Source organism: Streptomyces sp. NPDC058678 (genome assembly GCF_042714835.1).
Taxonomy (GTDB): Bacteria; Actinomycetota; Actinomycetes; order Streptomycetales; family Streptomycetaceae; genus Streptomyces.
Genome location: NZ_JBHXSG010000031.1, coordinates 1 through 26,050, shown reverse-complemented (window position 1 = coordinate 26,050; position 26,050 = coordinate 1). Strand labels below are relative to the sequence as shown.

Genomic DNA, 26,050 nt, shown 5'->3' with positions numbered 1-26,050 from the left:
AGCTCGAACGTTTGAATGTCGAACGAGCACACGCTGTCGGGGGAGAGATCTACAGGAACGCCAAATTCACAATCCAGAACGAGCACGCGGCCACCGCCGCCGCCGCCGGCATCGTGATGAACCAGCCCAGGATGATGTTCTTGGCGACACCCCACCGCACCGCGTTCACCCGCTTCGTGGCGCCGACGCCCATGATCGCGGACGTGATGACGTGGGTGGTGGAGATGGGGGCCTGGAAGATGAACGCCGTGGTGAACATGATCGACGCGCCGGTGGTCTCGGCCGCGAACCCCTGCGGTGGGTCCAGCTCGATGATCTTCCGGCCGAGCGTGCGCATGATGCGCCAGCCGCCCGCATACGTACCGAGCGAGAGCATGAGCGCACAGGCGACCTTGACCCAGATCGGGATGGGGTCCCCCGCCTGCTCGACATCGGCGATGACCAGGGCCATCACCACGATGCCCATCGTCTTCTGGGCGTCCTGGAGACCGTGGCCGAGGGCCATGCCCGCCGCCGACACGGTCTGGGCTATGCGGAAGCCGCGCTTGGCCTTGTGCGGGTTGGACTTGCGGAACATCCACAGGATCGCGCACATCACCAGGTAACCGGCGATCAAACCGACGACCGGGGAGATGAACATCGGGATGACGACCTTCTCCAGGACGCCGGACCAGATGACGCCGATGCCGCCGGCGAGCGCCGCGCCCACCATGCCGCCGAACAGCGCGTGCGAGGAGGACGAGGGCAGACCGAAGTACCAGGTGACGAGGTTCCACACGATCGCGCCCACCAGGGCGGCGAAGAGGATCCACATGCCCCTGTTGCCGTGCGGTGTCTCGATCAGGCCTTCGCTGACGGTCTTGGCGACCCCGCTGCCGAGGAACGCGCCGGCGAGGTTCATCACCGCGGCCATCGCGAGCGCCGCCCGCGGGGTGAGCGCGCGTGTGGAGACGGAGGTGGCGATGGCGTTCGCCGAGTCGTGGAAGCCGTTGGTGTAGGTGAATCCGAGCGCGACCCCGATGGTCACGATCAACGCAAAGGTGTCCATGAAAAGGTCAGGACTCCTTGACGGCGATGGTCTCCACCGTGTTCGCCACGTGCTCGAACGCGTCGGCCGCTTCCTCCAGCACATCCACGATCTGCTTGAGCTTCAGCACCTCGATGGCTTCGTACTTGCCGTTGAAGAGCATGGCGAGCAGCTTGCGGTGGATCTGGTCGGCCTGGTTCTCCAGCCGGTTGACCTCGATCCAGTACTCGGTGAGGTTGTCCATGGTGCGCAGGTTCGGCATGGCCTCGGCGGTCAGCTCGGCCGCCCGTGCCAGTACCTCGATCTGCTGCTCGACGCCCTTGGGCAGTTCCTCCACGTTGTAGAGGACGACCAGGTCGACGGCCTCCTCCATGAAGTCCATGATGTCGTCGAGGGACGACGCGAGGTTGTAGATGTCCTCGCGGTCGAACGGCGTGATGAACGAGGAGTTCAGCTGGTGGAAGATCGCGTGCGTGGCATCGTCACCCGCGTGTTCCGCGGCCCGCATACGCTCCGCGATCTCGGCCCGGCCGGCGGTGTCCGCTCCGAGCAGTTCCATGAGGAGCTTCGAGCCCGTGACGATGTTGTCCGCGGATGCGGCGAACATGTCATAGAAGCTCGTCTCCCTGGGGGTCAGACGAAAGCGCACTAGGGATCCTCGGGGTGCATCGGTTTCGGTCAGGCTGATGCTAGGCGCATCATCCGGCCACGGCTAACGGGCCGTCCCCCAGTGTCGCCCATCAGGCAGAGTGTTCGACACGGGGGCCGCCCGCAGGCCACATACCCCGCAAAGTTCGGTACCATATACCCAGTAGGGGTATATGTCTGCCCATGATGTGGAGGACGCGATGACGACCACCGAGGCCGGCGCGGAAGCGCCCTCCGCCACCGCTGAGCCGGAAGCCGTGACGGACCACGACCGCGGTGTGCACGGGTACCACAAGCAGAAGGACGAACACCTCAAGCGTCTGCGCCGCATCGAGGGCCAGATCAGGGGCCTGCAGCGGATGGTCGACGAGGACACCTACTGCATCGACATACTCACGCAGGTCTCCGCCTCCACCAAGGCCCTGCAGTCCTTCGCCCTCCAACTCCTGGAGGAACACCTGCGCCACTGCGTCGCCGACGCGGCCGTCAAGGGCGGCGCCGAGATCGACGCGAAGGTGGAAGAGGCGACCAAGGCGATCGCCCGCCTGCTGCGGACGTGACAGCCGGCCTCTGTGTGAGGCCCGGGACAGGGGCGCCTCCGGCTAGTAGCCGGAGGCGTTCGCGCGTTCTTCGGCCACTTTCAGCACCTCGTCGATGCTCTCCAGGCTGAGCCGGTCCTCGTCGGCGGCCGAGGCCGCGATGATCAGCTCCCCGCACAACTCGATCTCGGCGAGGGCCACGTGGTCCTGAACTGCCGTACCGCCGACCGGAGCCACGCGCATCACCTCTTCTCTGCCGTCACCGACTTCCTAGAGTAGGGAGCGGCACACACACCGCGCATGGCACGGAAGGGCTAGTTCTTGACGCCCGTCACGGGCCCGCGCCCATGGCCGAACCGGCCCTCACTCCTCAGCGATCCTGCCCGCGTAGATGTCACCGGCGGCCGGCAGCCGCACGTCGGTGGCGACCCCGAAGTCGTACAACAGCGTCGTCGAAGCGACCGCCACGGTCCCCTTCTGCTGCCCGTTCAGGAAGCTGAACCGGTGCCGGATCTTGCGGATGCGCCCCTCGTCGTCGAGATAGACGTCGAACGGGACGCGGGCCGTGGCGAACCCTTTCGCCGCCGCCGCGAGCGGCCCCTTGTTCCCGGCGGACGCGTGGTGCGCCGCCCGCCCGAGATCCGCGGTCCCCCGGTAATGCCGTACGGCGGTCCCCGCGACCTCGGTCCTCCCCACGTACGTCGCCGTCCGCGTCCCGCGCAGCACCTCGGCGGCGGCGAACGGATCCGTGGCCCCGCCGGTCACGAGGTTCCCGTCGGTCAGCGTGGCGGTGTCGACCCGCACCCACTTGTCGGCGGGCACCCCGGCGCCCCGGTTCTTCATGAACAGCGCGCCAGGAGCGAGCAGTTCGGTGATGGGCCGATGCTTGCTGGTCCCCGCCGGATCCTGCGGCAGCATCACCTTCAACCGGCCCAGCTGCCGCCGGTAGTCGTACACACCCCGGCCGCGAATGGTGACCCGGGTCCCCCCGGTGGCCATCTCCATGGACGTACGGGCTTTCGAACTCCCCGCCTCCACGAGAGTGTCGGCGGCCCGGTGCAAGGTCTCGACCGGATCCCCGGCCCGCGCGTCCTGGTCGAGGGCGGCCCCGCTCCCGGAACACCCCGCGGCCCCGAAGCACACGGCCAAGATCCCCACCGCGACGACCACACCACGCACCCGACCGTGCTGCCGCTCCGCCATCGCCTGTCTACCCCCAGCCGGTACGCCGTCACGGGCCCCCTGTCGTTCCGCCTAACGACGAGCAGAGGGGGGTCGTCACGCGCGTACCCACCCTTTACCCGGCCTGGGTAACGTTGTCGGCGTGGCGCAGCAGGACAGGATCCCCCCATCCGCCGGTCGACCGGCCCACCGCACGACGACAGTCGAACAGGGCCGCTTCTGCACGGCCCACTGCACCTGCGGCTGGCGCGGCCCGGCCCGCAGAGCAAGAAGCTCGGCAAGAGCAGACGCGGAGGCCCACCTGCCCAACTGACCCCACCAAGCTGCGGGCAGTCGTGCCGCGGGGCGCACCCCAGCCACCGCCAGCCGACCCCGTCCAGCTGCGGGCAGTCGTGCCGCTGGGGCGGCACGGGTGGGCGCAGGCGGCACCCCGCAGCGCCGGGCCGCGCAACCCACCCCCGGCACCAGGCACCCGGCACCCGGCACCGCACCCCGGCCGGACATCCCACCCCCGCCCCCCAACGCCCCGCACCATGGAACCCCCACCCCCGATCCCCCGTCTCGTTCCACGAAGGCCCGACGAAAGGCACAGGCACGGACATGGAACGGCGCACACTCATCGTCGCCGGCGCAGCCACCCTCACCGCCGCGGCCACAGCGTGCAAGGCCGGCGACGCGGGGCCGGACAACGGCACACGGACGACAACATCACGGCCCCCCTCCCAACCCGCGTTCAAGTCGACCTCGGCCACCACCCCCGCCAACTGGTCCGCCCTCGCCCGCACCCTCGACGGCCCCCTCGTCCGCCCCGGCGACCGCGCCTGGCCGTCAGCCCGCCAGCTCTACAACACCCGCTTCGACGCCCTGAAACCGGCCGCCGTCGCCTACGTCGCACACCCCGACGACATCCGCACGGCCCTCTCCTACGCCCGAGCCCACACCCTCCACGTAGCGATCCGCAACGGCGGCCACTCCTACGCCGGCTGGTCCTCGGGCAACGGCCGCCTGATCATCGACGTCTCGAAACTCAACCGGGTCCGCGCCGGCGGCAACACGGCAGTCGTCGGTGCCGGCGCCAAGCTGATCGACGTCTACCGTGCCCTCGCCGCGAAGGGCGTGACCATCCCCGCGGGCTCCTGCCCGACCGTGGGCGTCTCCGGCCTCACCCTCGGCGGCGGCCACGGAGTCGTCTCCCGCGCCTACGGCCTGACCTGCGACAGCCTCACCCAGGCCACCCTGATCACCGCGGACGGCAGGCAGCTCACCGCGAACGCCACCGACCACAAGGACCTCTTCTGGGCCCTACGAGGCGCGGGCAACGGCAACTTCGGCGTCGTGACGGAACTGCACTTCAGGACCCACCCGGCCCCGCAGGCAGTGACGGCGTACCTGTCCTGGCCGTGGTCGAGGGCCGCGGCGGTCGTCAGGGCATGGCAGGAGTGGGGCCCGGCCCAGCCGGACGAGATCTGGTCGTCCCTGCACCTGGCGGGCACGAGCGGCGGCCACGCCACCGTCTCGGTCGCCGCCTTCTCCCTCGGCACGTACGGCGAACTCCAGAACGCGGTCGACCGCCTCGCGGACAAGGTGGGCGCCCCGGCAAGCAGCGTCTCCCTCCGCCGCCGTGGCTACGAGGAGGCCATGGAGATCTACGCGGGCTGCTCGTCCTTCTCGACGGACGCGATGTGCCACCTGCCCGGCACGACCCCCGGCCGCTCCCGGCAGGGAGCGCTGAGCCGGGAGACATACGCCGCAAGGTCGGACTTCTTCGACAAGTCGCTCTCCGTCGCCGCGATCCAGACCCTCCTCAAGCAGCTGAAGTCCGTCCGCGGCGGCTCGGGCAGCATCGCGTTCACGGCCCTCGGCGGAGCCGTCAACCGCGTCTCCCCCACGGCGACGGCGTTCGTCCACCGCCGCTCCCGGATGCTGGCCCAGTACATCGCGTCCTGGCGGGCCGGCACGAGCGGCTCGACGGCCGAGTCCTGGCTGACCGGGGCCCACGCGGCGATAAAGCCGTACGCCTCGGGCGCGGCCTACCAGAACTACACGGACCCGACCCTCAAGGACTGGCGGAAGGCGTACTACGGCGATGCGGCGACCCGCCTGGCACGGCTGAAGAAGCAGTACGACCCGAACCGCTTCTTCACCTACCCCCAGGCGCTGTAGGACACCGGAAGGCCTGGGAGAACGCGCCTACGCGGCCAGATCCCGCTCCTCGGCCCCCGCCTCACGCCGGGCCTCCGAGATCACCGCGTCCTGCCCGTCGTACGACCGCCCCCGCGCCCGGACCAGCAACCCGGCCCGCGGCGACCGCTCGACGGCCTTGACCACCGGCGTCAGCAGGGCCATGGCCACGGGCGAGAGCAGCAGCGCGACGGCCGTACCGAGCGCGAACCCACCGACCACGTCCGTCGGATAGTGCACACCCATGTAGATCCGGCAGAACCCTTCGAGCAGCGCGAGCCCGAGCCCGAAGAGCCCGAACTTCCGGTTGGCGACGAAGAGCCCGACACCCATGGCCATGGTGATGGTGGCGTGGTCGCTCACGAAGGAGTAGTCGGTCTTGCCGGAGACGAGGACGTCCAGCCCTTGATGGGTGAGGAAGGGCCGGGGCCGCTCCACGAACCCTCGTATCGGCACGTTCACCAGTACCGCGATCCCGGCGGCGAGCGGCGCCCAGACCAGGGCGGCCACCGACGACGCCGCGTCCTCACCACCCCGCCGCCGCACGGACCACCAGCACCACACCACGAGCAGCACCATGGCGAGCAGCAGCCCGTACTCACCGACGTACTCCATGGCCCGGTCGAACCAGGCCGGCGCGTCCTTGGCGAGGCCGTTGATGTCGTACAGCAGATCGACGTCAGGGTTCGACCCGGATTCTGCGAGTCCAGCCATGGCGCACGGCCCCTTCGTCGTCTCTCCCGGCGCACCTTTGCGTGCACCGCTGCCGCCCACCCCCGTGGTGTGTAGATCCGCACACGCCGACTGTGACGTCCGTCGTCCGCTCAGCTACGTCATCAGGAACGCACGACTCCCGTTGATACGTTCCACACTCCACCGAATGATCACTCAGACGTTATCGAAGAGAGACTCATCACTGCAGCTCAGGGGGCAGGTTCACGCTCGGTTCACACCGTCGTGGGCAGCGCTTTCGCGCCATCTTCGGTGACCCGGGTGGCTCCGAAGTAGTCGGGGGTGTCGATCGGGTCGAACCGGATCACAGCACCCGTTCTCGGCGCATCGATCATGTACCCGCCACCCACATAAATCCCGACATGGCGGATGGCCCGCGAGTCGGTCAGGTCGTCCGAGAAGAACACCAGGTCCCCGGGCATCAGCTCGCTCCTGGCCGGATGCGGTCCCGCGTTGTACTGATCATTGGCGACCCGCGGCAGCGTGATCCCCACCGTCTCGTACGCGGCCTGCGTCAGCCCCGAACAGTCGAACCGTCCACCCTGCTCTGCGGTACCGGTACCGCCCCACAGATAGGGCGTGCCCAGCTTCTTCTGCGCGTAGTAGATGGCACCGGCGGCCTGCTTCGACGGATCGACCCGACTGACGGGAGCGGCGAAGCTCTCCTCCAGGGAGCGGATCCTTTTGACGTAGTTCTGCGTCTCGCTGATGGCCGGAACCCCACCTGCCTTTATGACGCGGTAGGCGCCCGCGTTGTAGGCGGCCAGCATGTTGTTCGTGGTGTCGCCGGGCACGTCCTTGACGTACTTCGCGAGCTCGCAGTCGTAGGACGCGGCCGATGGAATCGCGTCACTCGGGTCCCAGATGTCGCGGTCGCCGTCACCGTCGCCGTCGATTCCGTGCGTGGCCCAGGTACTGGGGATGAACTGGGCGATGCCGCGCGCGTCGGCGTGGCTGGTCACGTCCGGATTCCAACCGCTCTCCTGGTACAGCTGGGCGGCGAGCAGTGCCGGGTTGATGGCGCCGCAGAGGTTGCCCCACTTCTGGACGAGGGTCTGATAGACAGCGGGCACCGACCCCTTGGCCAACGCCTTGGTCCCCCCGCTCACCCCGTTCACGAGGTTCCCGGCCACGACGTACACACCGACCACGAGCAGCATCACGAAGCTCAGGCCGAGCCCGACAGAGACACCACCGATCACCCAGACTTTGCGCACGGCTCAACCCTCCCCCATATCGCCGCTGTTCAAGGCCATTTCAGGTGAGAGTGGCGTCATTTCACCGTGAAGCCGTCACACATGATGCTGGTGTAGTCGTCGGGCGTGCGGATGTGGTGGAACTCCACGGTCCAGTCACCGGGGTCGTTGGCGAGCGGGATGGAGGGCTGTGGCTTGCCCTTGATCCAGGAGTGGAAGTCGTCCGGGTAGGTGACGTACTTCCAACTCGTCGGATCGCTGCCGCTGTGGATGTCGACGGGCTTGCTCAGGTAACCGATGTTCGGGTTGTCGCTCAGGATCCCCTCGATGGGCTTACCGGTGTCCGGGTCGATGTCGTGCGGCGGCTTCACGCTGACGGTCACGTAGTACGGCTCCTTGGCCCCGGCCGTGTCGCCGACCCGGAACCCAAGTTGAACCTTGTTCCCGAAGGCGTGGGTCTCCGAGGTCTCGCTGGGGGCATCGGGATCGCTGATGGACCCCATGAAACCCTCGACCGCCCTCTCCCCAGGGGGCAACTGGCATTCGCCGGTGGCCGAGCTCCACAGCACACGGTCGATCTTGTCCCCTACGTACGCGGGCGCACCCTCCGCCGGCTCCGACGCCGCCGGTGACTCGGCCGACTTCGAGGCGGACGGAGACACAGCCGCACCGCCCCCCGCCTTCGAGCCGTCGTCCTTCTTGTCGTCCGGCGCAAACAGCATGAACGCCGTCCCCGCCCCCACGGCGACCACCACGGCCCCCACCGAGAGCCACAGCACGCCCCGGCGGCGGCCGGCCTGCGTCGGCCGGCTCAGCTCCGTGGGCGTATAGCCGTACCCCGCCCCGGCAGTCGGCAAGTCGTGCGGGCTCGCCGGTGCGTAGGCGGGAGGCGCCACCGGCCCGGCGACCGACTGCACGGTGGGCGTCTGCGGCACCGCCCCCGCCCGGCCCGCCGCCGGCGTCTGCGGTACCGCCTCCGCCAACTGCGCGAGCCCGGCGTAGAACGGATCCTCCACGAGCGCCGCCCGCACCCCGCACCGGGCGATCACCTCACCGAGCCCCGGCCGCGCCGCCGGGTCCTTGGCCACGCACGCCTCGATGAGCGCGGCCAGCCCAGGCTCCACGCCGAGGACGTCGACGGGCTCGTGGACGGCCCGGTAGCTCACCCCCGCGGCCTCGCCCATGCCGAAGGGCGGCCTGCCGGTCGCCGCGTACGCGAGCGTCGCTCCCAGCGCGAAGACGTCCGCCGCCGGTCCGACCTCGTTCCGCAGCAACACCTCGGGCGCGGTGTATCCGGGTGTGCCGGGCGCGAACCCGGCCTCGGTGAGCGCGGTCTGGCCCGCGCCCCGCGCGATCCCGAAGTCGATGAGCTGCGGCCCCTGCGCGGCGAGGATCACGTTCTGCGGCTTGAGGTCCCGGTGCGTGACCCCGTGCGTGTGCACCGCGGCGAGCCCCTCGGCCAGCGCGGCGAACACCCTACGGCACGTCTCGGGAGGCAACGCCCCCCGCTCCCCCACCGCCTGACTCAACGTCGGACCCGACACGAACTCCGTCGCCAGCCAGTACGGCGCCGCTTCCAGCGAGGCGTCGATCAGGTTCGCCGTGTACGCGCTGCGCACGGCCCGAACCGTCTCCACCTCCCGCCGGAACCGCGCCAGCGCCTCCGGATGGTCGGTGATCTCGTCCCGGATCACCTTGATCGCGACCAGCCGCCCACCGGGCGACCGAGCGAGGTAGACCTGCCCCATCCCACCGGCGCCGAGCCGTGCGAGCAGCATGTACGCGCCTATGTGCGCCGGGTCCCGATCCTTCAGTGCATCCACCGAACTGACCCTGCCACAGAGATCAGTTCGCCGCAGGACCCTTGGTCGCGGACCGGTACAGCGAGGCCGCCTCCGCCCCCAGAACCACGCTGTACGACACGTCCGCCGTGGCCCCGCCCGCCTGGTGCCCGCCCAGCACACCCACCACCTCCCCGTCCCCATTCACCCATGGACTGCCGCTGGTCCCCCCGCTGAACCCGGGACAGGCGATGCGCTGCTGTGTACGACTGTGCGGCGTCGGCCTGTTGGTGCAGCGGACCGGCACCTCACGGGAGTCCGGATATCCGGTGACGGTCACCGCGGTCGCCCCGGTCCCCCTCCCGACGGCGAGCCGGTTCCCGCCCCCGACGACATCCTCGACCCCTCGCCCACCCCGCTCGGCGACGACGGCGAAGGCGACATCACTGTCCTCGTCCTCCCCCTCGGCCCACCCGCCGGGCAGATACCGCCGCCGCACCCGCCACGCCCCGTAGGGTGCGTGGCCGTCCCGGTACCCGGGCACGAACGCGAGGTTCTCCGATCCCCCGTCAAGGCAGTGCGCGGCGGTGACGACGAGGTCCCGACCCGGGCTGTCCACGACGGACGCGGTGCAGAAATGCCGGCCTGCGGCGAACAGGGCCCCCACTCGGGCGGTCAGGGGGGTCGCCACGGCGACGGCGGTCACCCCGAGGGGGCCGGCACCGTCGTCGGCGGCCGCCTCGGAGGCCGAGGTGACGGCGAGCAGCAGGGCGACGGCGTAGAGGACGGGACGTGGCGTGCGCTTCATCGCAGCACAGCGTTCCGCACGAAGGTGAGAGCCCCGTCAGGCCTACCCGCACTCCGCCCACAACAACTTCCCACCCTGCGAAGCCCCCGACTCCCGCAACACGGACGCACCCCACGAGTCCGCGCACGCCCGCACCAGGTGCAGCCCTCGGCCGCCTTCCGCGGAGTCGGGCGGTACGGCGTCCAAGGCGTCGTGGCCCCGCGTGAACCCGGCCGGAACACGCGGATCGCCGTCCCACACGGCGACGCGGAGCCGCCCGGGTTCCATCGCGCGCAGACGGAGGGCGTAGGGGCCGCGGGTGTGGAGGTGGGCGTTGGTGAGCAGTTCGGAGGCGAGGAGTTCGGCGGTGGGGACGAGGGCGGTGAGGTCGTGCGCGGCGAGGACGGTACGGAGGGTTGAGCGGGCGATGCCCGGTGCGCGGGGATCGTGCGGGAGGTGAAGGGTGTAGGCCCAGGACGGGGATACGGTGGCCATGGAAGTCTCCGATCACGGACGGGAGTTGGGTACATGCGTACGGTTGCCCAGTGGCATGCCGGTCCGTCGAACGGTGCGCTTCTGGGCCTGAGGGCGCCGCCATCAAAGTAGCGGCAGGGAATATATTCTTCATCCCAGTTGGAGCGAGAATTGCTGCAACCACTCCCGTGGGTGACAGGTAGTACGGAGGAGCGACGGGCATGCCCGTGAGGACCAACCCGACGGCACGACAACTCCGTTTCGGCGCCGAGCTGCGCAAGCTCCGCGAACGCGCGGGACTGACGTCGACGGAAGCGTCCCGCCTCCTCGGCATCAAGCAGGCCCAGGTCAGTAACATGGAGACCGGCCGCCTCGCGGTGAGCGCCGACCGGGTGCGCACCATGGCCTGCCAGTACGAGTGCCCCGACAAGGAACTGGTCGAGGCCATCGCCGGGATGACCGGCGAACGCAAGCGGGGCTGGTGGGAGGAGTACCGGGAGATCCTGCCGTCAGGGCTGCTGGACCTGGCCGAGCTGGAGTCTCACGGCACCGCCCTGCGCACGGCCCACACCTCGGGCATCCCGGGCCTGCTGCAGACGCCGGAGCACGCCCGCGCGGTGTTCCACCAGGTCGTGCCGGAGCTCTCGCCCGACGAGATCGAGCACCGCGCGTCCTTTCGCAGCAAGCGCCAGGCGGCGCTCTTCCGTGAAGCGCCGGTCCCCTATCAGGCGGTGATCCACGAGGCAGCCCTGCGCATGAGGTTCGGCGGGCGGGATGTCACCAGGCAGCAGCTCGAGCACTTGCTCGAGATGAGCGACCACTCCCACATCTCGATCCACGTCATCCCGTTCGACGCCGGCGGCTACCCGGGCGCGGGCCAGCCCGTCTACTACGTCCACGGGACCGTGCCGCAACTCGACACCGTCCAGCTCGACCAGTCCCACGGCATCGCCCTGCTGAACGCCGAGGCACAACTCGACAAATACCGCCGGGTACTCGACCGGCTGATGACCCTCAGCCTGAACGAACCCGAATCGCGAGCCCTCATCAACAACATCGTCCGGACCCTCTGAGAGGCAGACATGTCCCACGCCACCTGGCAGAAGTCCTCCTACTGCGGCGAGGGCGAGTCCTGCGTCCACGTCGCCGCATCCGAGGGAACGATTCACCTCACCGAAAGCGCGGACCCTCGCGGGGCGATACTCGACGCCCACCCGGTCACCTTCGACGCCCTCCTCGCCGCACTCAAGAAGGAAACCCACCGTTGAGCGACCTCCCGCCCGACCTCACCTGGACCCGCGCCGCCCCGCCCGACGCGACCGGCCCCGGCCCCTGGATCGAGATCGCCTTCGGCGAGGGCGACGACGGTGACGCCCCCGTCCACCTCCGCGAGACCAGCGCCCCGGACAACGTGGTCACCACGAACCGCCGCAAGTGGGACGCCTTCGTACTCGGCGTACGGGCAGGCGAGTTCGACCACTTCGTGGACGGGTCGGACGGCGAGCAGCCCGATGCATAGAAGCCGCGTCTACGCGATCCTGATCGACACGCCCGAGCAGGAGGCCGCCCAGGCGGCGGAGTTCTGGTCGGCTGCACTCGGGGCCGACGCCCGGCCGGACCCGTCGGAGGACCAGTTCACGATGCTGCACGGGGCGATCCCCGGAATCGTCACCGCGATCCAGGCCGTCGACGACGCACCCCGCTACCACGTGGACATCGAGACAGACGACGTGAAGGCAGAGACCGCCCGCCTCCTCGGCCTGGGCGCGACCCAGATCGCGCAGTGGCTGGAGTGCCACGTACTACGCGCCCCCGGCGGCCACTTGGTGTGCGTGATCCCCGTGCACAGCGACCCGGAGTACTTCGCGTCGCAGGCGCGGAGCTGGCCGTGACCCGGACCGTCAGCTCGCGAAAAGCTGTGCACAGGCTGTGCATCCACTGTGTACCGAGTCAAGGCGCACCCATCCCCCCTTCATCGCCCCGCCATTGATCAGCAATCCCCCCACCCCTTTCGGTATGGCGGAAGTCAGGATTCCGCAGCCCACCTTGTTGTCACGTACCCAACAAGCAACAGTCGTCGGCGGGCCGCCGCCCGCCGCCGGGGACCACGTACCGGTGGCATCAGCACCCGCACTGCCCCTGTCAACCACTCTCAGGAGGCTGTACGTTGCGTACGACACCCCCCAACACCCCCGCCACTCGCCGCAGATGGACCCGCACCGCATCCGCCGCCGTGGCCACCGCCGCGCTCGTGTTCGCCGGACTCGGCACCGCGGCCGCCCAGGCGAGCGCCACCACCGAAGCCACCACCGCCGCCAAGACCACCTCCTCCAAGGTCACCTGGTCGGCCACCCCCTGTGCCACGCCCAAGAAAAAGGGCGAACTGGCCTGCAACTCCCTCCGCGTCACCGGCGGACTCACCGCCTTCCAGAAGCGCGAAGCCACGGAGGACGGCGTCACCCCGAAGGCCGCCGACGCCTCCACCCCCTCCGGTTACGGCCCGTCCGACCTCCAGTCCGCCTACGGCCTGACCTCCGCCGCCTCCTCCAAGGGTTCCGGCGAGACCATCGCGATCGTCGACGCCTACGACGACCCGAACGCCGAGGCCGACCTCGCGAAGTACCGCTCGTACTACGGCCTCACCTCCTGCACCACCGCCAACGGCTGCTTCAAGAAGGTCAGCCAGACCGGCTCCACGACCTCCCTCCCCACCGCCGACAGTGGCTGGGCCGAGGAGATCTCCCTCGACCTCGACATGGCCAGCGCCACCTGCCCGAACTGCAGCATCACGCTCGTCGAGGCAACCTCCGCCAGCATGGCCAACCTCGGCACGGCCGTGAACGAGGCCGTCAAGCTCGGCGCCAAGTTCGTCTCCAACAGCTACGGCGGCTCGGAGTCCTCCACGGACACGTCGTACGACTCCTCGTACTTCAACCACCCCGGCGTCGCCATCACCGTCAGCGCCGGTGACTCCGCCTACGGCGCCGAATACCCGGCCGCCTCCAAGTACGTCACCTCCGTCGGCGGCACCAAGCTCTCCACCTCCTCCACCACCCGCGGCTGGACCGAGAGCGTGTGGAAGACCAGCACCACCGAGGGCACCGGCTCCGGCTGCTCGAAGTACGACGCCAAGCCGAGCTGGCAGACCGACACCGGCTGCACCAAGCGCATGATCTCGGACGTGTCGGCCGTCGCCGACCCGGCGACCGGCGTCTCGGTCTACGACTCCTACGGCGTCACCGCCGGCTGGTACACCTTCGGCGGCACCAGCGCCTCGTCGCCCATCATCGCGGCCGTCTACGCCCTCGCCGGCACGCCGTCCAGCAGCTCCTACCCGGCCCAGTTCCCGTACAAGGCCGCCGGCACCTCGGCGCTCAACGACGTGACCTCCGGCAACAACGGCAGCTGCTCCACGAGCTACTTCTGCACCGCCGGCTCCGGCTACGACGGACCGACCGGCTTGGGCACCCCGGAGGGAACCGGCGCCTTCACCGGCTGATCCCCCGTCACCAGAACTCGCCGGACCGGGCCGTGGGGGCCCACCGGCGGCACGGGGCCGAACGGGCCGCGGCATCCAGCCGCGGCCCGTTCGCCATGAGAACATTCTTCCCGACCACTCACCCGACTGGCCGTCACCCACCGTGTCCGGTCGTGAAAGGGGTCAACGACGGAACCACACGACAGGTTCCGCTCAGGCCTCATTGCCCGGCGTGACCTGCCGTGATACACAGAGTGACGATACGATTCCTCGTATACCGTCCCGCACCCGTCCGAGGGACCCTCGCGGGCCGGTGACAAGGTATTCGTACGAAAACCGCCAACCGATGACGCCAAGTCGACATACGGCAGCGACATCGTCGGCGAGAATGATGCCTGACCTCTGCGTCCATGCAGGGGACGCGGACTACCCACCAGGGGCGGTGACTTACATGCTCTTTGCGGCCGACGAGGGAGACATCAACACCATCATCGGAGGGATCGCTCCGGACTGGGGCCCCTTCGGCAGCCTGGGCAACGAGGCGAAGGTGATGATCGAGGTCGTGATGGCGGTGGCCATCCTGCTCTGCCTCGGCATCGCCATCTGGGGCGCGGCCAAACAGCGCATCGGCGCCACCGCCCTGCGCGACACCTTCAGCGCGGAGCAGGGCAAGGGCCTCATCATCGCGGGCCTCACCGGAGTCTTCATCATCGGCTCCCTCGGCACGCTCTTCACCATCGTGTACGGCATGGCCGTGTAGGCACCGCGTCCGGTCGACGCACCTCCGGTCCGGCCGGGCGCGCCCGGTTTCCCCCTACCCCACCCGTCCGTCGTGCCCACCGGCTGAGGTTGCGTTTCCCTGATGTCGAGTCACCACACCGCGCCCGCGCGGGAACCAGCACGGCTACCGTCGTACTCCTACGTGTTTCCGCACGACGTCGAGGGGGCGTACGCGGCATGACTCTCGGGGACGACCACGAGGCGGGGGCCTCCGGCGGCTACGGCGGTACCGGCCAGACCCGCACCACCCGCCTGCCCGACCGCGACCACGACGTCTACGGCGGCGCCAGACGAGGCGGCCGCTCCTCCTCCCGAAGCCTGGTCACGGTCGTCGGCGTCATCGTCCTCCTCATCGCCGCGATCGCCTTCGCGAACCGCGGAAAAGACGATTCCGCAACGGCGGACGGGGAGGCCTCCCAGCCGGAGGCCGCGTCGACGGCGGCGAGCGGGAACCGTCCGGTGACGACGAAGGCGGGCGGGATTCCGACGGGGTTCGCGCAGGATGAAGAGGGTGCGCAGAGTGCGGCGACGAATTACGCGGTGACGCTGGGCTCGACAGGCATGTTCAACAAGGCCACCCGGCACTCCATCGTCGACGGCATCTACACACCCGCCGCGGCAGCCAAGCTGCAGAGCGCCATGGATCAGGCGTATTCCGCGGACTTCCTCAGCAAGATGGGCCTCGACGCGAACGGCAGCGCCCCCGAGGGAAGCACTTTCGTGTCCCGCACGGTTCCGGTGGGCACCAAGATCGAGCGGTTCAGCGACACCAGCGCCAAGGTGGCGGTCTGGTACATGGGCCTCATCGGCATGTCCGGCCAAGGTTCCACCGACCCGGTCAGCTCGACGTGGAAGACCTGGACCTTCGACCTGCAATGGGCCGACAAAGACTGGAAGATCACCGCGGACACCCAGACGGACGGACCCGCGCCGGTCCCAGGAGACGACAGGGCCGCCAGCTCGGACGAAATCAGCAAGGCCATCGAGGAGTACGGAGGGTTCACGTATGCCCGGTAACCCGAGTCGCGTACTCAAGCTCACCGGCCTGGTGGCCGCCGTACAGACGACCGTCGTCCTGCTGGCAACCCGTGCCGTCGCGGCGCCCACACCTACACCCACACCCACACCCACGACGAGCGACAACCCCTGTGACCTCCTGATCGGCCCCGCCAAGCAGTACTGCGAGGACGACAGCGGATCCAGTCGTTCCGGCCGCTCCGGCACCCTGGACCCCACCAGCACCCTCGACCCCCTCTCCTCCCTCGCCAAGGGCTGCGCCGACGCCGCTGCCTGGACCGTCGACAAGCTCAGCGAAGCCGTCAAGGAAACCGCGAACGTCGACTTCACGAACCCGAAGTTCCTCCAGCAGTACGCCGTGGTCTTCGCCGCGTCGACGATCCTCACGCTGCTGCTGTGGCTGCTGGCCGTGGCCAAGCGAGCCGTCAGGGGCGTGCCCCTCACCACCGCCATCTCCGAGGCGATCGGGTTCCTCTGGCTGACCGTCCTGGCGTCCGCCTTCACGCCACTGATCCTCTACACGGTCGTATCGGCGACGGACGGCGTCTCGGAGGTCCTCGCGAAGACGACCGGCGATCAGACCGACGCCTTCTTCGGCACGTTCTCCGGCGCCCTCAGCAAGGGCGAGGACATCGGCGGCGGCCCCATCATGCTGATCGTCGTGTCGCTGGTCAGCATCCTGGCCGCCGGAGTGCTGTGGCTGGAGCTGGTCATCAGGGCCGCGCTCCTCTACGTCGGCGCCCTCCTCGGCACCGTCGTCTACGCCGGCCTGGTCGACAAGAACCTGTGGGGCCACGTCCGCCGCTGGGCGGGCATCATGATCGCCGTCATCCTCGTCAAGCCGGTCATCGTCATCGTGCTCGGTCTGGCCGGCGCGCTCTCCGCGGAGGACGGCCCCGACGCCTTCTCCGCCGTCGTCTCCGGCCTCGCCATCATCCTGCTCGCGATCTTCGCCAGCGCGATGATCTACCGCTTCGTCCCCGGCTTCGGCGACGAGATCGCGAACTCCCGCAGCAACCGCATCATGCAGGGCGCGGAGGGCAAGGCGGCGGCCGCCATCAGCTCTCCCGCCACCCTCGTCGCCCAGGGCATCAAGACGCACAGCGCCCGCGCCGACAACGGCGGCGGCGGCGGGAGCAACTCCGGCGGTGCCCGCCCGAGCAACCCCGTATCCGGCGGGGTCGCCGCGCACAGCACACGCACTCCGAACGGAGGCGGCGGATCTGTCCCCTCCGCCGCACCCGCTCCCCGCGCCGGCAGCCCTGTGAACACCCCGCACGCCAGCAACACACGCAACAGCAGTACCAACCGCACGGGAGGTGAAGGGCGTTGACGACCGAGTCCCACGTGTCCCATCCGGTCACGCCCCGCCGTACATATCTGATCGGCCGCGCCCGGCCGAACGCGATCGTCGGCAGAAATCGTGAGACCGGCGAGATCGCGCTCATCATCGGCGGCGCGTTCCTCGGCATGATGTGCGGGCTCCTCGTCCCGGTACTGTCCCTGCGCATCGTGCTGCTGATGGGCTTCCCCATGGTCGCGCTGGCGGCGGTCTACGTGCCGTACAAGCGCCGCACCTTCTACAAGTGGTTCGAGATCAACCGCAGCTACAAGCGCACCCTCAAGCAGGGCACCGCCTACCGCTCCGGTGTGATGGAGGCCGGCACCCACCTCGACGGCCGCGAGGTGGAGATCGGCCCGCCGCCCGGCATCGGCCGCATCAACTGGCTGGCCGCCCCGTTCGGCCCCGACGAGATCGCCGTACTGCTGCACGCGGACCGCCGCACGGTCACCGCCGCGATCGAGATCGAGGGGCCCGGCGTCGGCCTGCGCGACTCCGAGGACCAGGAAGCCCTCGTCGACCGCTTCGGCACCCTCCTCAAGCACGTGGCCAACGGCGACGGCTTCGTCACCCGGCTGCAGATGCTCGCCCGCACACTGCCCGCCGACCCGGACGCCCACGCCAAGGACGTCGCCATGCGCGGGGACGAGAAGTCCCTGGGGTGGCTGCAGCAGTCGTACGACCAGCTGCAGTCCATGGTGTCCACCAGCAGCGAGCAGCACCGCGCGTACCTGGTCGCCTGCATGCACTACACCCGCGAACTCGCCGCCGAGGCCCAGGCCATGGCCCGCGCCGCGCGCCCGCACAGCGGCCGCAAGCTGGACCGGGACGCGGGCCTCGCGGTCGTCATGGCCCGCGAGCTGACCGACATCTGCTCGCGCCTCCAGGAGGCCGACATCCGCGTACGGCAGCCGCTGGGCCAGGGCCGCCTCGCCTCGCTCATCCACTCCATGTACGACCCCGACCACCCGATCGACCACATCCAGGCGATGACCCAGCGCAACGCCTGGCCGGCCGAACTGGACGCCATGGATCCCAACTTCCTCCAGGCGAAGACCCGGGAGTCCTCGACCCGCGCCCCCTGGTGCCACGCCACGGCGTGGGTGAAGGAGTGGCCGATGACGCCGGTCGGCGTCAACTTCCTGGCCCCGCTCCTCGTCCACACCCCGGACGTCATCCGCACGGTCGCCGTCACCATGGACCTCGAACCCACCGAGGTCGCCATCGAGCGCATGCTCACCGAGAAGACCAACGACGAGGCCGAGGCGTCCCGCGCCGCCAAGATGAACCGCACCGTCGACCCGCGCGACATCGCCGCCCACAACCGCCTCGACCAGCGCGGCGAGGACCTCGCGAGCGGCGCGGCCGGCGTGAACCTGGTCGGCTGGATCACCGTCTCCTCCCGCAATCCCGAGGCCCTGGCCCGCGACAAGCGGACCATCCGGGCCTCGGCCGGAAAGTCGTACCTGAAGCTGGAGTGGTGCGATCGCGAGCACCATCGCGCCTTCGTGAACACCCTTCCGTTCGCCACCGGCATTCGAAGGTAGAGGGGCAGCCGCATGCGGGATCCGATGACCATCCTCACCGACGCCTTCACGTCCTTCCTCTTCGGCAAGGTCGAGACGACCCGCCTGCCGGTACGCACCTCCACGGGCCAGGCCCAGGCGGTCTACCTCCCGACCGCCGCCCCGGGTCTCGGCGACTCGGGCGTCATCATCGGCCGCGAGGTCTACTCCGGGAAGGGGTACATCTACGACCCCTTCCAGCTGTACGGCCAGCAGCTCCCCGCCCCGCACTGGCTGGTCCTGGGAGAGTCCGGCAACGGCAAGTCGGCGCTGGAGAAGACCTACGTCCTGCGCCAACTGCGCTTCCGCGACCGCCAGGTCGTCGTCCTCGACGCACAGGGCGAGGACGGGGTGGGCGAATGGAACCTCATCGCGCAGGAGCTGGGGATAACTCCCATCCGGCTGGACCCGATGGCGGCCCTGGACATGGGGATCCGGCTCAACCCGCTCGACCCGGCGATCACGACGACCGGGCAGCTCGCCCTGCTGAGGACCATCATCGAGGTCGCGCTGGGCCACGGCCTCGACGAGCGCTCCGGCTTCGCGCTCAAGGTCGCCCACGCCTACGTCAACGAGACGATCGTCGAACGCCAGCCGGTCCTGACGGACATCGTCGAGCAGCTACGGCACCCCGAGCCGGAGTCCGCCGAGGCGATGAACGTCGACCTGGACGACGTACGGGCATGGGGCCTGGACGTGGCGCTGGTCCTCGACCGCCTGGTCGACGGCGACCTGCGGGGCATGTTCGACGGCCCGACGACGGTCGGCATCGACCTGGACGCCCCGCTGATCGTCTTCGACCTGTCCCACATCGACCGGAACTCCATCGCCATGCCCATCCTCATGGCGATCGTCGGCGTGTGGCTGGAGCACACCTGGATCCGCCCCGACCGGAAGAAGCGCATCTTCCTGGTCGAGGAGGCCTGGCACATCATCAACAGCCCGTTCGTGGCCCAGCTCTTCCAGCGGCTGCTGAAGTTCGGCCGCCGACTGGGTCTGTCGTTCGTGGCGGTGGTGCACCACCTGAGCGACGTGGTGGACGGGGCGGCGGCGAAGGAGGCCGCGGCCATCCTGAAGATGGCCTCGACACGGACGATCTACGCCCAGAAGGCCGACGAGGCGAGGGCGACGGGCCGGGTGCTCGGCCTGCCGCGCTGGGCGGTGGAGATCATCCCGTCCCTCACTCCCGGCATCGCCGTATGGGACGTCAACGGCAACGTCCAGGTCGTCAAACACCTGATCACCGAGACCGAACGCCCCCTGGTCTTCACCGACCGCGCGATGACCGAGTCCTCCGCCGACCATCGCGAACTGGCCGACGACGCCCTGCGCGCCGCCGAACTGGAGGCCGAGGAACGCGCGGCGGCCTTCGTGGAACAGCACCTCGGCGACTCCGAGTCGACGGTGGCGTAGGAGAGGCCATGAGACCGGCTGACGAGCGCGACCGTCGACAGGACGGCCAGGGAGGCATCCCCGACGGCCTCCTGGTCGGCATACTCGCCTTCCTCCTCGGCATGACCCTGCTGGTGTGGTCCGCCACGGGCCTGTCCGCCCTGTTCGCCCACGGCGCCTGGCCCGACGGCGTCACCTTCACCCGCACTCCCCTGGCCATCCGCCATCTCGTCGCCCGACCGCACGACATGCCCGGCGCCTGGCCCGACGCCCCCGGGTCCGACCTCTCCGGCTACGGCCTCTTCTGGGGCCTGTTCATCGGCCAGGTCATGATCCTGATCGTCCTGACGGTGTTCGTGCTGGGCACGGTGGTGCGGTGGCGGGCGGTGCGGGCGCGGAGGCGGATGCAGCTGGTGGAGCCGGTGCCGGAACCCGCGGTGCATGAGGTCGCCGAGTTCCCGGTGCCACGCGCCGAGCCGGAGCCGGAGCCCGCCGAAGTACTGCGGGAAACGACACCGGTGGAGTCGACTCCCCTGCCGAGCCCTTCGAGGAACGGCGAACGGGCGAGTGGATGGGAAACAAACCGCACCGAGGGCCCGGTGCTCTACGGCCCCCCGGAAACCCGCCGAACGACCGCGACCCAAGCCGTACGCGACGCGGAGGGCCCAGCCCTCGTCGTCACCTCGAACCCCGGCATCTGGCAGGACACCAAGGACGCCCGCGCCAAACTCGGCCCGGTCCACGTCTACGACCCCACCCACCGCTGCGACACCCCGGCCCGCCTCCACTGGTCCCCCACCTCGGGCTGCGAGGACAAGCAGACAGCGACAAAGAGAGCCGTCGCACTCCTCACCCCGGTCCGCCCCACCGCCCGGCTCGACCAAGCGGTCAGCGACACCGCCGAAACGCTCCTGCGCAGCTACCTGCACGCCGCCGCCATCGACGGCCGCACCATCCGCCACGTCCACCGCTGGGCCCAGGGCGCCCAGATCCAGGACGCCGTACGCACCCTCCGTACCAACCCCAAGGCGGCTCCGGGCTCCGCGGGCGAACTCGAGGCCGCCCTCACCGCCCACACCGAACGCCGGGACATCGCCCAGGAGTTGACGAGCAGGGCCCTCTCCGCTCTCTTCACGCTCAACATCCGTGAGGCCTGCACTCCCAACCGAACTGATGCCCTCTCCCTGGATTCCTTCGTCGACGAAGGGGGCACGCTTTATGTGGTCGGTGAATCCATCGAGGACCCCCGGACCAACCCGGGCGCGATGCCTCTGCTCACCGCCCTCGCCGCAAGCGTGGTCGAGCGCGGCCGGCGCATGGCCGAACGGTCATCCTCCGGTCGCCTCGACCCACCACTGACACTCGTCCTGGACGACGTCGCCGCCGTGGCTCCGCTCCCCCAGCTCCCGGAACTGCTGGCCGCCGGGACGGACCGGGGCCTGCCGACCCTGGCCCTGCTCCGCTCCCGCGAACAGGCCCGCACGCGCTGGCCGGACGCGGAACTCCCGGTGTAACCCCCTCAGTCGGACACGCGGTCCAGGACGAACTCCAGCTCCCGCTCGTCCCCCAACGGCACGGTCACCCCGCTCGGCACGAAGCCCACCTTCCGGTAGAAGCGCTGGGCCCGCCCGTTCTCCTCGTGCACGATGAGCCGCACCCGCTCGGCGCCCCGCTCCCACGACCACTCCAGCGCCGCGTCGAACAACACCTCGGTCAGCCCGTTCCCCCGCTCCTCGGGCCGCACGAACACCCCGACGAGATGCCCCTGCTTCCGCTCCACCGCGAAGCCGGCCCAGTCCGTCGACCCGGGCTCCTCGACCAGCACGGTCAGCGTTCCGACCCACCGCCCGTCCGGCCCCTCGGCGATGATCTGCTGCGCCCCGTCCGCGCCCTCGGCGGACCCGGCCACCCGCTCCTTCCAGAAGGAGTCCGGCTTGGCCGCCGCCTCCTCGTACGTCTCCAGGAAGGCGAGATGCGCCACGGGATCCCGCAACGCGGCCAGCCGCAACTCCTTCACGGCAGGCCACTCGTCAGCGCGCACGGACCGGATCACATAGCTGCTCATGCCAGCCACCGTAATACCCGGGTACTACGCCCCTCACCTCGAATACTGCCCCCGGTCCGACGCCCGCCGCCCCCGCCCGGACGAGCATCGAAGCATGATTACGGCACAGGACCTCACCAAACGCTACGGCGACAAGACCGTCGTCACCGATCTCTCCTTCACCGTCCGCCCCGGCACCGTCACCGGCTTCCTCGGCCCGAACGGCGCCGGCAAGTCCACGACCATGCGCATGATCCTCGGCCTGGACGCCCCCACCCACGGCCACGCCACCGTCGGCGGCCGCGCCTACGCCGCCCATCCCGCGCCCCTCCAGGAGGTAGGCGCCCTCCTGGAGGCCCGCTCGGTCCACCCCGGCCGCACCGCCCACCACCACCTGCGCGCCCTCGCCCACACCCACGGCATCCCCACCTCCCGCGTCGACCACGTCCTGGACCTCACCGGCCTGACCGAAGTCGCCCACCGCCGCGTCAAGGGCTTCTCCCTCGGCATGGGCCAACGCCTCGGCATCGCCGCCGCGTTGCTGGGCGACCCGGCCACCCTCGTCCTCGACGAACCGGTCAACGGCCTCGACCCCGAGGGCGTCCTGTGGATCCGCAACCTCCTCAAGTCCCTCGCCGCGGAAGGCCGTACGGTCTTCGTCTCCTCGCACCTGATGAGCGAGACGGCCCTCACCGCCGAACACCTGGTCATCATCGGCCGCGGCCGCCTCCTCGCCGACACCACGGTCGCCGACTTCGTACGACAGTCAGGAGCAGGCACCGTCAAGGTCGTCACCCCGGCCGCGGAGACCCTCGTACGACTCCTCTCCGCACCCGGCATCGACCTCACCACCCCCGCCCCGGGAACCCTCGAAGTCCGCGGCACGGACGCCGAACACATCGGCCGCACCGCCGCCGCCCACGCCATCCCCCTCTTCGAACTCACCCCGAACACCGCCTCGCTGGAAGAGGCCTTCATGGACCTCACGCACGACGCGGTGGAGTTCACCGCGACCCTGGAAGGAGCCGCGGCATGAGCACCACCGCACCTCTGGCGACGTACCGCGTGACCCCGTCCCGAGTACTGCGCTCGGAGTGGCACAAGCTCTGGACCCTGCGCTCCACCTGGATCACCCTCGTCGCGACGAGCGCCCTGACCCTCACCATGGGCGCGGGCATCAGCGCGGCCTACGACGGCAGCGGCGAGGCCGAGCTCGACACGGTCGTCCTCGTCCTCCTCGGCACCCAGTTCGCCCAGGTCAACCTCGGTGTCCTCGGCATCCTCGCGACCGCCGGCGAGTACTCGACCGGCCAGATCCGCGCCACCATGACAGCGGTCCCGAGCCGCCTGCCCGTCCTGTGGTCCAAGGCCGCCGTCCTGGCCGCGGTCGCCTTCGTCCTCACCCTGTGGACGAACCTGCTCACCTTCCCCCTCGCCCAGTCCTTCCTCGCCGGCACCGACCACGCCGCCTCCCTCGGCGACCCGGGAATCCTGCGCGCTCTCGTCGGCAACGCGGCCGGCCTCACCCTTCTCACCGTCCTGGCCCTCGGCATCGGCGCCCTGGCCCGCTCGGTCCCGATCGCCACCGGCGCGTTCATCGGCCTCGTGATGATCGTGCCGGAAGTGCTCGCCATGCTCCCGTACGACCTCGTCGACGACGCCGTCCGCTACTTCCCGGGCCGCGCCCTGGAGACCCTCACCACCGCCCAGCCGATGCCCGGCTCGGCCTCACCGGGCACGGCCCTGCTGGCGATGCTCCTGTGGACGACGGCAACCCTCGCGGCAGCCGCGGCGGTCCTGAAACGACGGGACGTGTGACGACAGGACAGGAAGCCCGCACCATGGACCCCGTGGCGGAAGAACGAGCGGCGGAAGAACGAACGGTGGAACCCCTCACCGAGTACGTCCAACGCGTCAGCCGTCGAGTACGCGCCTTCGACCGGCGCCACCCTCTGACCTGGGACCTCCACCTCACCGGCTTCTGGGTGACGGCCGCGCTGATCGACTACTCCGGCGGCTGGCTCAACGTCACCCGCAACCCCGACACCCCGGGCTGGCTCGTCCTCACCATGAGCCTCGGCTTCTCGGTCCCCCTCCTGTGGCGCCGCACCCACCCCCAGGCCGTGCTCCTCACCATCGCCCCGGTCGCCCTGGTCAACGCCTGGACGGGCACAGCCCTCCAGGCCTCCCTGCTCCAGCTGCTGGTCATCTTCCACATCGCCCTGCGCCGACCACCGCGCACCCTGTGGTGGGCGGGAGCCCTCGTTCTCACGGCGGCGGCCGTGACCGCCACCCGCCACCCCAAGGGGAGCCCCGACCAGGACATCGTTCCCATGCTGATGTCCATCGTCGTCGCAGCGGCCATCGGCATCACGGTCCGCACCCGCCGCGCCTACACCGAGGCCCTGGAGGACCGCGCCCGGCGCCTGGAGACCGAACGCGACCAGCAGGCACGCCTCGCCGCCGCCGCCGAACGCGCCCGCATAGCCCGCGAGATGCACGACATCATCGGCCACAACCTCTCCGTCATCACCGGTCTCGCCGACGGCGGCCGCTACGCCGCCGGCAAGTCCCCCGAGCGGGCCACCCAGGCCCTCACGGCCATCTCCACCACCAGCCGCCAGGCCCTCACCGAGCTCCGCCGCCTCCTGGACGTCCTACGCGACGACGAAGGGGAACCGGCACCGGAACTGACCCCCCAGCCCGCCCTCACCGACCTCGACCACCTCATCGACGGCGTACGCTCCGCCGGCCTCCCCGTCCGCACCACCGTCCACGGCACCCCGACGCTCCCCCCGGGCCGCCAGCTCACCGTCTACCGCGTCATCCAGGAAGCCCTCACCAACACCCTCAAACACGCGGGCCCGGGAGCCACGGCACGGATAGAGATCTCGCACGAGGAGAAGGCCGCCGTCACCGTCACGGTGACCGACACCGGCCGCGGCGGCGAGACGGACGCCACCGGCAACGGTCGCGGCCTGCCCGGAATGCGCGAGCGAACAGCCCTGTACGGCGGCACACTTGAGGCCGGCCCACGCCCCCACCCCGAACAGGGCTGGCGCGTCCACCTTCACCTCCCGGAGGAATCCCCGCAGTGACCACGGTCCTCATCGCCGACGACCAGCCCCTGCAACGCTTCGGCTTCCGCATGCTCCTGGAGAGCCAGGACGACATGACGGTGCTGGGCGAGGCGACCAACGGCGCCGAGGCGACCCGCCTGACCGCCGAGCTCCACCCCGACGTCGTCCTGATGGACGTCCGCATGCCCGGCCTGGACGGCATCGAGGCCACCCGCCGCATCGTCGCAGCCGGCGCCCGCACCCGCGTCCTCATCCTCACGACCTTCGACCTGGACGAGTACGCCTACGCCGGCCTGCGCGCAGGCGCCTCCGGTTTCCTGGTCAAGGACGCCCAGCCCGAGGATCTCCTCTCCGGCATCCGCGCGGTGGCCTCGGGCAACGCGGTGGTGGCCCCCGGCCTGACCCGCCGCCTCCTGGACGCCTACGCCCACCACCTCCCCACCGGAATCCCCACGGACGACCCGGACCAGAAGGAGAACGACCCCCGCCTCACCTCCCTCACGGACCGCGAACGCGAGATCCTCACGGTCATCGGCCACGGCTGGACGAACACCGAGATAGCCACCCGCCTCCACCTGGCCGAATCCACGGTGAAAACCCACGTGGGCCGCGTCCTCGCGAAGACGGCCTGCCGGGACCGCGTGCAGGCGGTGATCCTGGCGTACGACACGGGACTGGTAAAGCCGGCTTGATAAGCCGCCCGGAAACATAAAAAAGGCCCACACCGTGAGGTGTGGGCCTTTCTCAAAAATTGTTCGGCGGCGTCCTACTCTCCCACAGGGTCCCCCCTGCAGTACCATCGGCG

The 26,050-nt window shown here is 69.8% G+C and carries 27 protein-coding genes; 17 read left to right on the top strand and 10 right to left on the bottom strand.

What is annotated here, in order from left to right:
- Nucleotides 1–49 precede the first annotated feature (49 nt).
- Together ACFWWR_RS26145 and ACFWWR_RS26140 are read right to left on the bottom strand one after the other, a co-directional pair.
- Nucleotides 50–1,048, bottom strand: coding sequence for an anion permease (locus tag ACFWWR_RS26145; protein ID WP_383866740.1), 999 nt, complete (start codon nucleotides 1,046–1,048; stop codon nucleotides 50–52).
- Nucleotides 1,049–1,055: 7 nt separating this feature from the next.
- Nucleotides 1,056–1,676: a DUF47 domain-containing protein gene (locus tag ACFWWR_RS26140; RefSeq protein ID WP_030043659.1), complete on the bottom strand. Its 621-nt coding sequence runs from the start codon at nucleotides 1,674–1,676 to the stop codon at nucleotides 1,056–1,058.
- A gap of 199 nt (nucleotides 1,677–1,875) precedes the next feature.
- On the opposite strand from ACFWWR_RS26140, the gene ACFWWR_RS26135 reads away from it, so the two are divergent.
- Complete coding sequence (locus ACFWWR_RS26135) at nucleotides 1,876–2,235, top strand: metal-sensitive transcriptional regulator (protein WP_383866742.1); 360 nt, start codon at nucleotides 1,876–1,878, stop codon at nucleotides 2,233–2,235.
- Nucleotides 2,236–2,277: 42 nt separating this feature from the next.
- On the opposite strand, the gene ACFWWR_RS26130 is transcribed toward ACFWWR_RS26135, so the two are convergent.
- Both ACFWWR_RS26130 and ACFWWR_RS26125 read right to left on the bottom strand, forming a co-directional pair.
- The gene (locus ACFWWR_RS26130) at nucleotides 2,278–2,457 is read right to left on the bottom strand and encodes a hypothetical protein (RefSeq protein ID WP_383866744.1); all 180 of its coding nucleotides are present in this window, start codon (nucleotides 2,455–2,457) and stop codon (nucleotides 2,278–2,280) included.
- Nucleotides 2,458–2,577: 120 nt separating this feature from the next.
- Entirely contained in the window at nucleotides 2,578–3,417 is an 840-nt protein-coding gene (locus tag ACFWWR_RS26125) for a hypothetical protein (protein WP_384305595.1), read from the bottom strand.
- Between the two features lie 579 nt (nucleotides 3,418–3,996).
- Here ACFWWR_RS26125 and ACFWWR_RS26120 point away from each other — a divergent pair.
- Complete coding sequence (locus tag ACFWWR_RS26120; protein ID WP_384305593.1) at nucleotides 3,997–5,559, top strand: FAD-binding oxidoreductase; 1,563 nt, start codon at nucleotides 3,997–3,999, stop codon at nucleotides 5,557–5,559.
- Nucleotides 5,560–5,586: 27 nt separating this feature from the next.
- On the opposite strand, the gene ACFWWR_RS26115 is transcribed toward ACFWWR_RS26120, so the two are convergent.
- The 5 genes from ACFWWR_RS26115 to ACFWWR_RS26095 all read right to left on the bottom strand — a co-directional run bounded on the left by ACFWWR_RS26115 (nucleotide 5,587) and on the right by ACFWWR_RS26095 (nucleotide 10,568).
- Entirely contained in the window at nucleotides 5,587–6,291 is a 705-nt protein-coding gene (locus ACFWWR_RS26115) for a phosphatase PAP2 family protein (protein ID WP_383866750.1), read from the bottom strand.
- A 233-nt stretch (nucleotides 6,292–6,524) separates the two neighbouring features.
- The gene (locus ACFWWR_RS26110; protein WP_383866796.1) at nucleotides 6,525–7,469 is read right to left on the bottom strand and encodes an NlpC/P60 family protein; all 945 of its coding nucleotides are present in this window, start codon (nucleotides 7,467–7,469) and stop codon (nucleotides 6,525–6,527) included.
- A 113-nt stretch (nucleotides 7,470–7,582) separates the two neighbouring features.
- Nucleotides 7,583–9,328 (bottom strand): protein kinase, encoded by a 1,746-nt coding sequence (locus tag ACFWWR_RS26105; RefSeq protein WP_384305590.1) that lies wholly within the window; start codon nucleotides 9,326–9,328, stop codon nucleotides 7,583–7,585.
- A 22-nt stretch (nucleotides 9,329–9,350) separates the two neighbouring features.
- On the bottom strand, nucleotides 9,351–10,094 hold the full coding sequence (locus tag ACFWWR_RS26100; RefSeq protein ID WP_383866755.1) for a trypsin-like serine peptidase: 744 nt from the start codon (nucleotides 10,092–10,094) through the stop codon (nucleotides 9,351–9,353).
- 42 nt (nucleotides 10,095–10,136) lie between these two features.
- A complete protein-coding gene (locus tag ACFWWR_RS26095) occupies nucleotides 10,137–10,568 on the bottom strand; it encodes an ATP-binding protein (protein WP_384305587.1) in 432 nt (143 codons plus the stop codon).
- Between the two features lie 200 nt (nucleotides 10,569–10,768).
- Between ACFWWR_RS26095 and ACFWWR_RS26090 the strand changes: the two genes are divergently transcribed.
- The 11 genes from ACFWWR_RS26090 (at nucleotide 10,769) to ACFWWR_RS26040 (ending at nucleotide 21,635) form a co-directional block, all read left to right on the top strand.
- On the top strand, nucleotides 10,769–11,620 hold the full coding sequence (locus ACFWWR_RS26090) for a helix-turn-helix domain-containing protein (protein WP_383866759.1): 852 nt from the start codon (nucleotides 10,769–10,771) through the stop codon (nucleotides 11,618–11,620).
- 9 nt (nucleotides 11,621–11,629) lie between these two features.
- A complete protein-coding gene (locus ACFWWR_RS26085) occupies nucleotides 11,630–11,815 on the top strand; it encodes a DUF397 domain-containing protein (protein WP_383866761.1) in 186 nt (61 codons plus the stop codon).
- Entirely contained in the window at nucleotides 11,812–12,066 is a 255-nt protein-coding gene (locus ACFWWR_RS26080; protein WP_384305584.1) for a DUF397 domain-containing protein, read from the top strand. Before ACFWWR_RS26085 ends, ACFWWR_RS26080 begins: the two co-directional genes overlap by 4 nt.
- Complete coding sequence (locus ACFWWR_RS26075) at nucleotides 12,059–12,439, top strand: VOC family protein (RefSeq protein ID WP_383866765.1); 381 nt, start codon at nucleotides 12,059–12,061, stop codon at nucleotides 12,437–12,439. The genes ACFWWR_RS26080 and ACFWWR_RS26075 overlap by 8 nt, the downstream gene beginning before the upstream one ends.
- A 275-nt stretch (nucleotides 12,440–12,714) precedes the next feature.
- Nucleotides 12,715–14,046: a peptidase S8 gene (locus ACFWWR_RS26070; protein ID WP_384305581.1), complete on the top strand. Its 1,332-nt coding sequence runs from the start codon at nucleotides 12,715–12,717 to the stop codon at nucleotides 14,044–14,046.
- 430 nt (nucleotides 14,047–14,476) lie between these two features.
- Nucleotides 14,477–14,785 carry a hypothetical protein gene (locus tag ACFWWR_RS26065; protein ID WP_019526682.1) on the top strand — a complete coding sequence of 103 codons (309 nt, stop codon included), beginning with the start codon at nucleotides 14,477–14,479 and terminating at the stop codon, nucleotides 14,783–14,785.
- A 197-nt stretch (nucleotides 14,786–14,982) separates the two neighbouring features.
- The gene (locus ACFWWR_RS26060; RefSeq protein ID WP_384305578.1) at nucleotides 14,983–15,822 is read left to right on the top strand and encodes a hypothetical protein; all 840 of its coding nucleotides are present in this window, start codon (nucleotides 14,983–14,985) and stop codon (nucleotides 15,820–15,822) included.
- Nucleotides 15,812–17,155: a hypothetical protein gene (locus tag ACFWWR_RS26055; RefSeq protein ID WP_384305575.1), complete on the top strand. Its 1,344-nt coding sequence runs from the start codon at nucleotides 15,812–15,814 to the stop codon at nucleotides 17,153–17,155. Before ACFWWR_RS26060 ends, ACFWWR_RS26055 begins: the two co-directional genes overlap by 11 nt.
- A complete protein-coding gene (locus ACFWWR_RS26050; protein WP_383866774.1) occupies nucleotides 17,152–18,711 on the top strand; it encodes an SCO6880 family protein in 1,560 nt (519 codons plus the stop codon). Before ACFWWR_RS26055 ends, ACFWWR_RS26050 begins: the two co-directional genes overlap by 4 nt.
- 12 nt (nucleotides 18,712–18,723) lie before the next feature.
- Nucleotides 18,724–20,142 (top strand): ATP-binding protein, encoded by a 1,419-nt coding sequence (locus ACFWWR_RS26045; protein WP_383866776.1) that lies wholly within the window; start codon nucleotides 18,724–18,726, stop codon nucleotides 20,140–20,142.
- 8 nt (nucleotides 20,143–20,150) lie between these two features.
- Entirely contained in the window at nucleotides 20,151–21,635 is a 1,485-nt protein-coding gene (locus ACFWWR_RS26040) for a type IV secretory system conjugative DNA transfer family protein (RefSeq protein ID WP_384305572.1), read from the top strand.
- A gap of 5 nt (nucleotides 21,636–21,640) precedes the next feature.
- On the opposite strand, the gene ACFWWR_RS26035 is transcribed toward ACFWWR_RS26040, so the two are convergent.
- Entirely contained in the window at nucleotides 21,641–22,186 is a 546-nt protein-coding gene (locus ACFWWR_RS26035) for a GNAT family N-acetyltransferase (RefSeq protein WP_383866779.1), read from the bottom strand.
- A 94-nt stretch (nucleotides 22,187–22,280) separates the two neighbouring features.
- On the opposite strand from ACFWWR_RS26035, the gene ACFWWR_RS26030 reads away from it, so the two are divergent.
- From ACFWWR_RS26030 to ACFWWR_RS26015, 4 genes are read left to right on the top strand one after another with little or no spacing between them, the layout of a single operon-like run.
- Nucleotides 22,281–23,201, top strand: coding sequence for an ABC transporter ATP-binding protein (locus ACFWWR_RS26030; protein ID WP_383866781.1), 921 nt, complete (start codon nucleotides 22,281–22,283; stop codon nucleotides 23,199–23,201).
- A complete protein-coding gene (locus ACFWWR_RS26025; protein WP_383866783.1) occupies nucleotides 23,198–23,983 on the top strand; it encodes an ABC transporter permease in 786 nt (261 codons plus the stop codon). Before ACFWWR_RS26030 ends, ACFWWR_RS26025 begins: the two co-directional genes overlap by 4 nt.
- 23 nt (nucleotides 23,984–24,006) lie before the next feature.
- The gene (locus ACFWWR_RS26020; protein WP_384305677.1) at nucleotides 24,007–25,263 is read left to right on the top strand and encodes a sensor histidine kinase; all 1,257 of its coding nucleotides are present in this window, start codon (nucleotides 24,007–24,009) and stop codon (nucleotides 25,261–25,263) included.
- Nucleotides 25,260–25,937 (top strand): response regulator, encoded by a 678-nt coding sequence (locus ACFWWR_RS26015; protein ID WP_383866787.1) that lies wholly within the window; start codon nucleotides 25,260–25,262, stop codon nucleotides 25,935–25,937. The genes ACFWWR_RS26020 and ACFWWR_RS26015 overlap by 4 nt, the downstream gene beginning before the upstream one ends.
- The last annotated feature ends 113 nt before the right edge of the window (nucleotides 25,938–26,050 follow it).

What these genes read in the sequence shown, in the direction of transcription:
- ACFWWR_RS26145 (WP_383866740.1), bottom strand. Translation starts at nt 1,048, where the DNA reads ATGGACACCTTTGCGTTGATCGTGACCATCGGGGTCGCGCTCGGATTC.
- ACFWWR_RS26135 (WP_383866742.1), top strand. Translation starts at nt 1,876, where the DNA reads ATGACGACCACCGAGGCCGGCGCGGAAGCGCCCTCCGCCACCGCTGAG.
- ACFWWR_RS26130 (WP_383866744.1), bottom strand. Translation starts at nt 2,457, where the DNA reads ATGCGCGTGGCTCCGGTCGGCGGTACGGCAGTTCAGGACCACGTGGCC.
- ACFWWR_RS26125 (WP_384305595.1), bottom strand. Translation starts at nt 3,417, where the DNA reads ATGGCGGAGCGGCAGCACGGTCGGGTGCGTGGTGTGGTCGTCGCGGTG.
- ACFWWR_RS26120 (WP_384305593.1), top strand. Translation starts at nt 3,997, where the DNA reads ATGGAACGGCGCACACTCATCGTCGCCGGCGCAGCCACCCTCACCGCC.
- ACFWWR_RS26115 (WP_383866750.1), bottom strand. Translation starts at nt 6,291, where the DNA reads ATGGCTGGACTCGCAGAATCCGGGTCGAACCCTGACGTCGATCTGCTG.
- ACFWWR_RS26110 (WP_383866796.1), bottom strand. Translation starts at nt 7,469, where the DNA reads ATGCTGCTCGTGGTCGGTGTGTACGTCGTGGCCGGGAACCTCGTGAAC.
- ACFWWR_RS26100 (WP_383866755.1), bottom strand. Translation starts at nt 10,094, where the DNA reads ATGAAGCGCACGCCACGTCCCGTCCTCTACGCCGTCGCCCTGCTGCTC.
- ACFWWR_RS26095 (WP_384305587.1), bottom strand. Translation starts at nt 10,568, where the DNA reads ATGGCCACCGTATCCCCGTCCTGGGCCTACACCCTTCACCTCCCGCAC.
- ACFWWR_RS26090 (WP_383866759.1), top strand. Translation starts at nt 10,769, where the DNA reads ATGCCCGTGAGGACCAACCCGACGGCACGACAACTCCGTTTCGGCGCC.
- ACFWWR_RS26085 (WP_383866761.1), top strand. Translation starts at nt 11,630, where the DNA reads ATGTCCCACGCCACCTGGCAGAAGTCCTCCTACTGCGGCGAGGGCGAG.
- ACFWWR_RS26075 (WP_383866765.1), top strand. Translation starts at nt 12,059, where the DNA reads ATGCATAGAAGCCGCGTCTACGCGATCCTGATCGACACGCCCGAGCAG.
- ACFWWR_RS26065 (WP_019526682.1), top strand. Translation starts at nt 14,477, where the DNA reads ATGCTCTTTGCGGCCGACGAGGGAGACATCAACACCATCATCGGAGGG.
- ACFWWR_RS26060 (WP_384305578.1), top strand. Translation starts at nt 14,983, where the DNA reads ATGACTCTCGGGGACGACCACGAGGCGGGGGCCTCCGGCGGCTACGGC.
- ACFWWR_RS26055 (WP_384305575.1), top strand. Translation starts at nt 15,812, where the DNA reads ATGCCCGGTAACCCGAGTCGCGTACTCAAGCTCACCGGCCTGGTGGCC.
- ACFWWR_RS26045 (WP_383866776.1), top strand. Translation starts at nt 18,724, where the DNA reads ATGCGGGATCCGATGACCATCCTCACCGACGCCTTCACGTCCTTCCTC.
- ACFWWR_RS26040 (WP_384305572.1), top strand. Translation starts at nt 20,151, where the DNA reads ATGAGACCGGCTGACGAGCGCGACCGTCGACAGGACGGCCAGGGAGGC.
- ACFWWR_RS26035 (WP_383866779.1), bottom strand. Translation starts at nt 22,186, where the DNA reads ATGAGCAGCTATGTGATCCGGTCCGTGCGCGCTGACGAGTGGCCTGCC.
- ACFWWR_RS26030 (WP_383866781.1), top strand. Translation starts at nt 22,281, where the DNA reads ATGATTACGGCACAGGACCTCACCAAACGCTACGGCGACAAGACCGTC.
- ACFWWR_RS26025 (WP_383866783.1), top strand. Translation starts at nt 23,198, where the DNA reads ATGAGCACCACCGCACCTCTGGCGACGTACCGCGTGACCCCGTCCCGA.
- ACFWWR_RS26020 (WP_384305677.1), top strand. Translation starts at nt 24,007, where the DNA reads ATGGACCCCGTGGCGGAAGAACGAGCGGCGGAAGAACGAACGGTGGAA.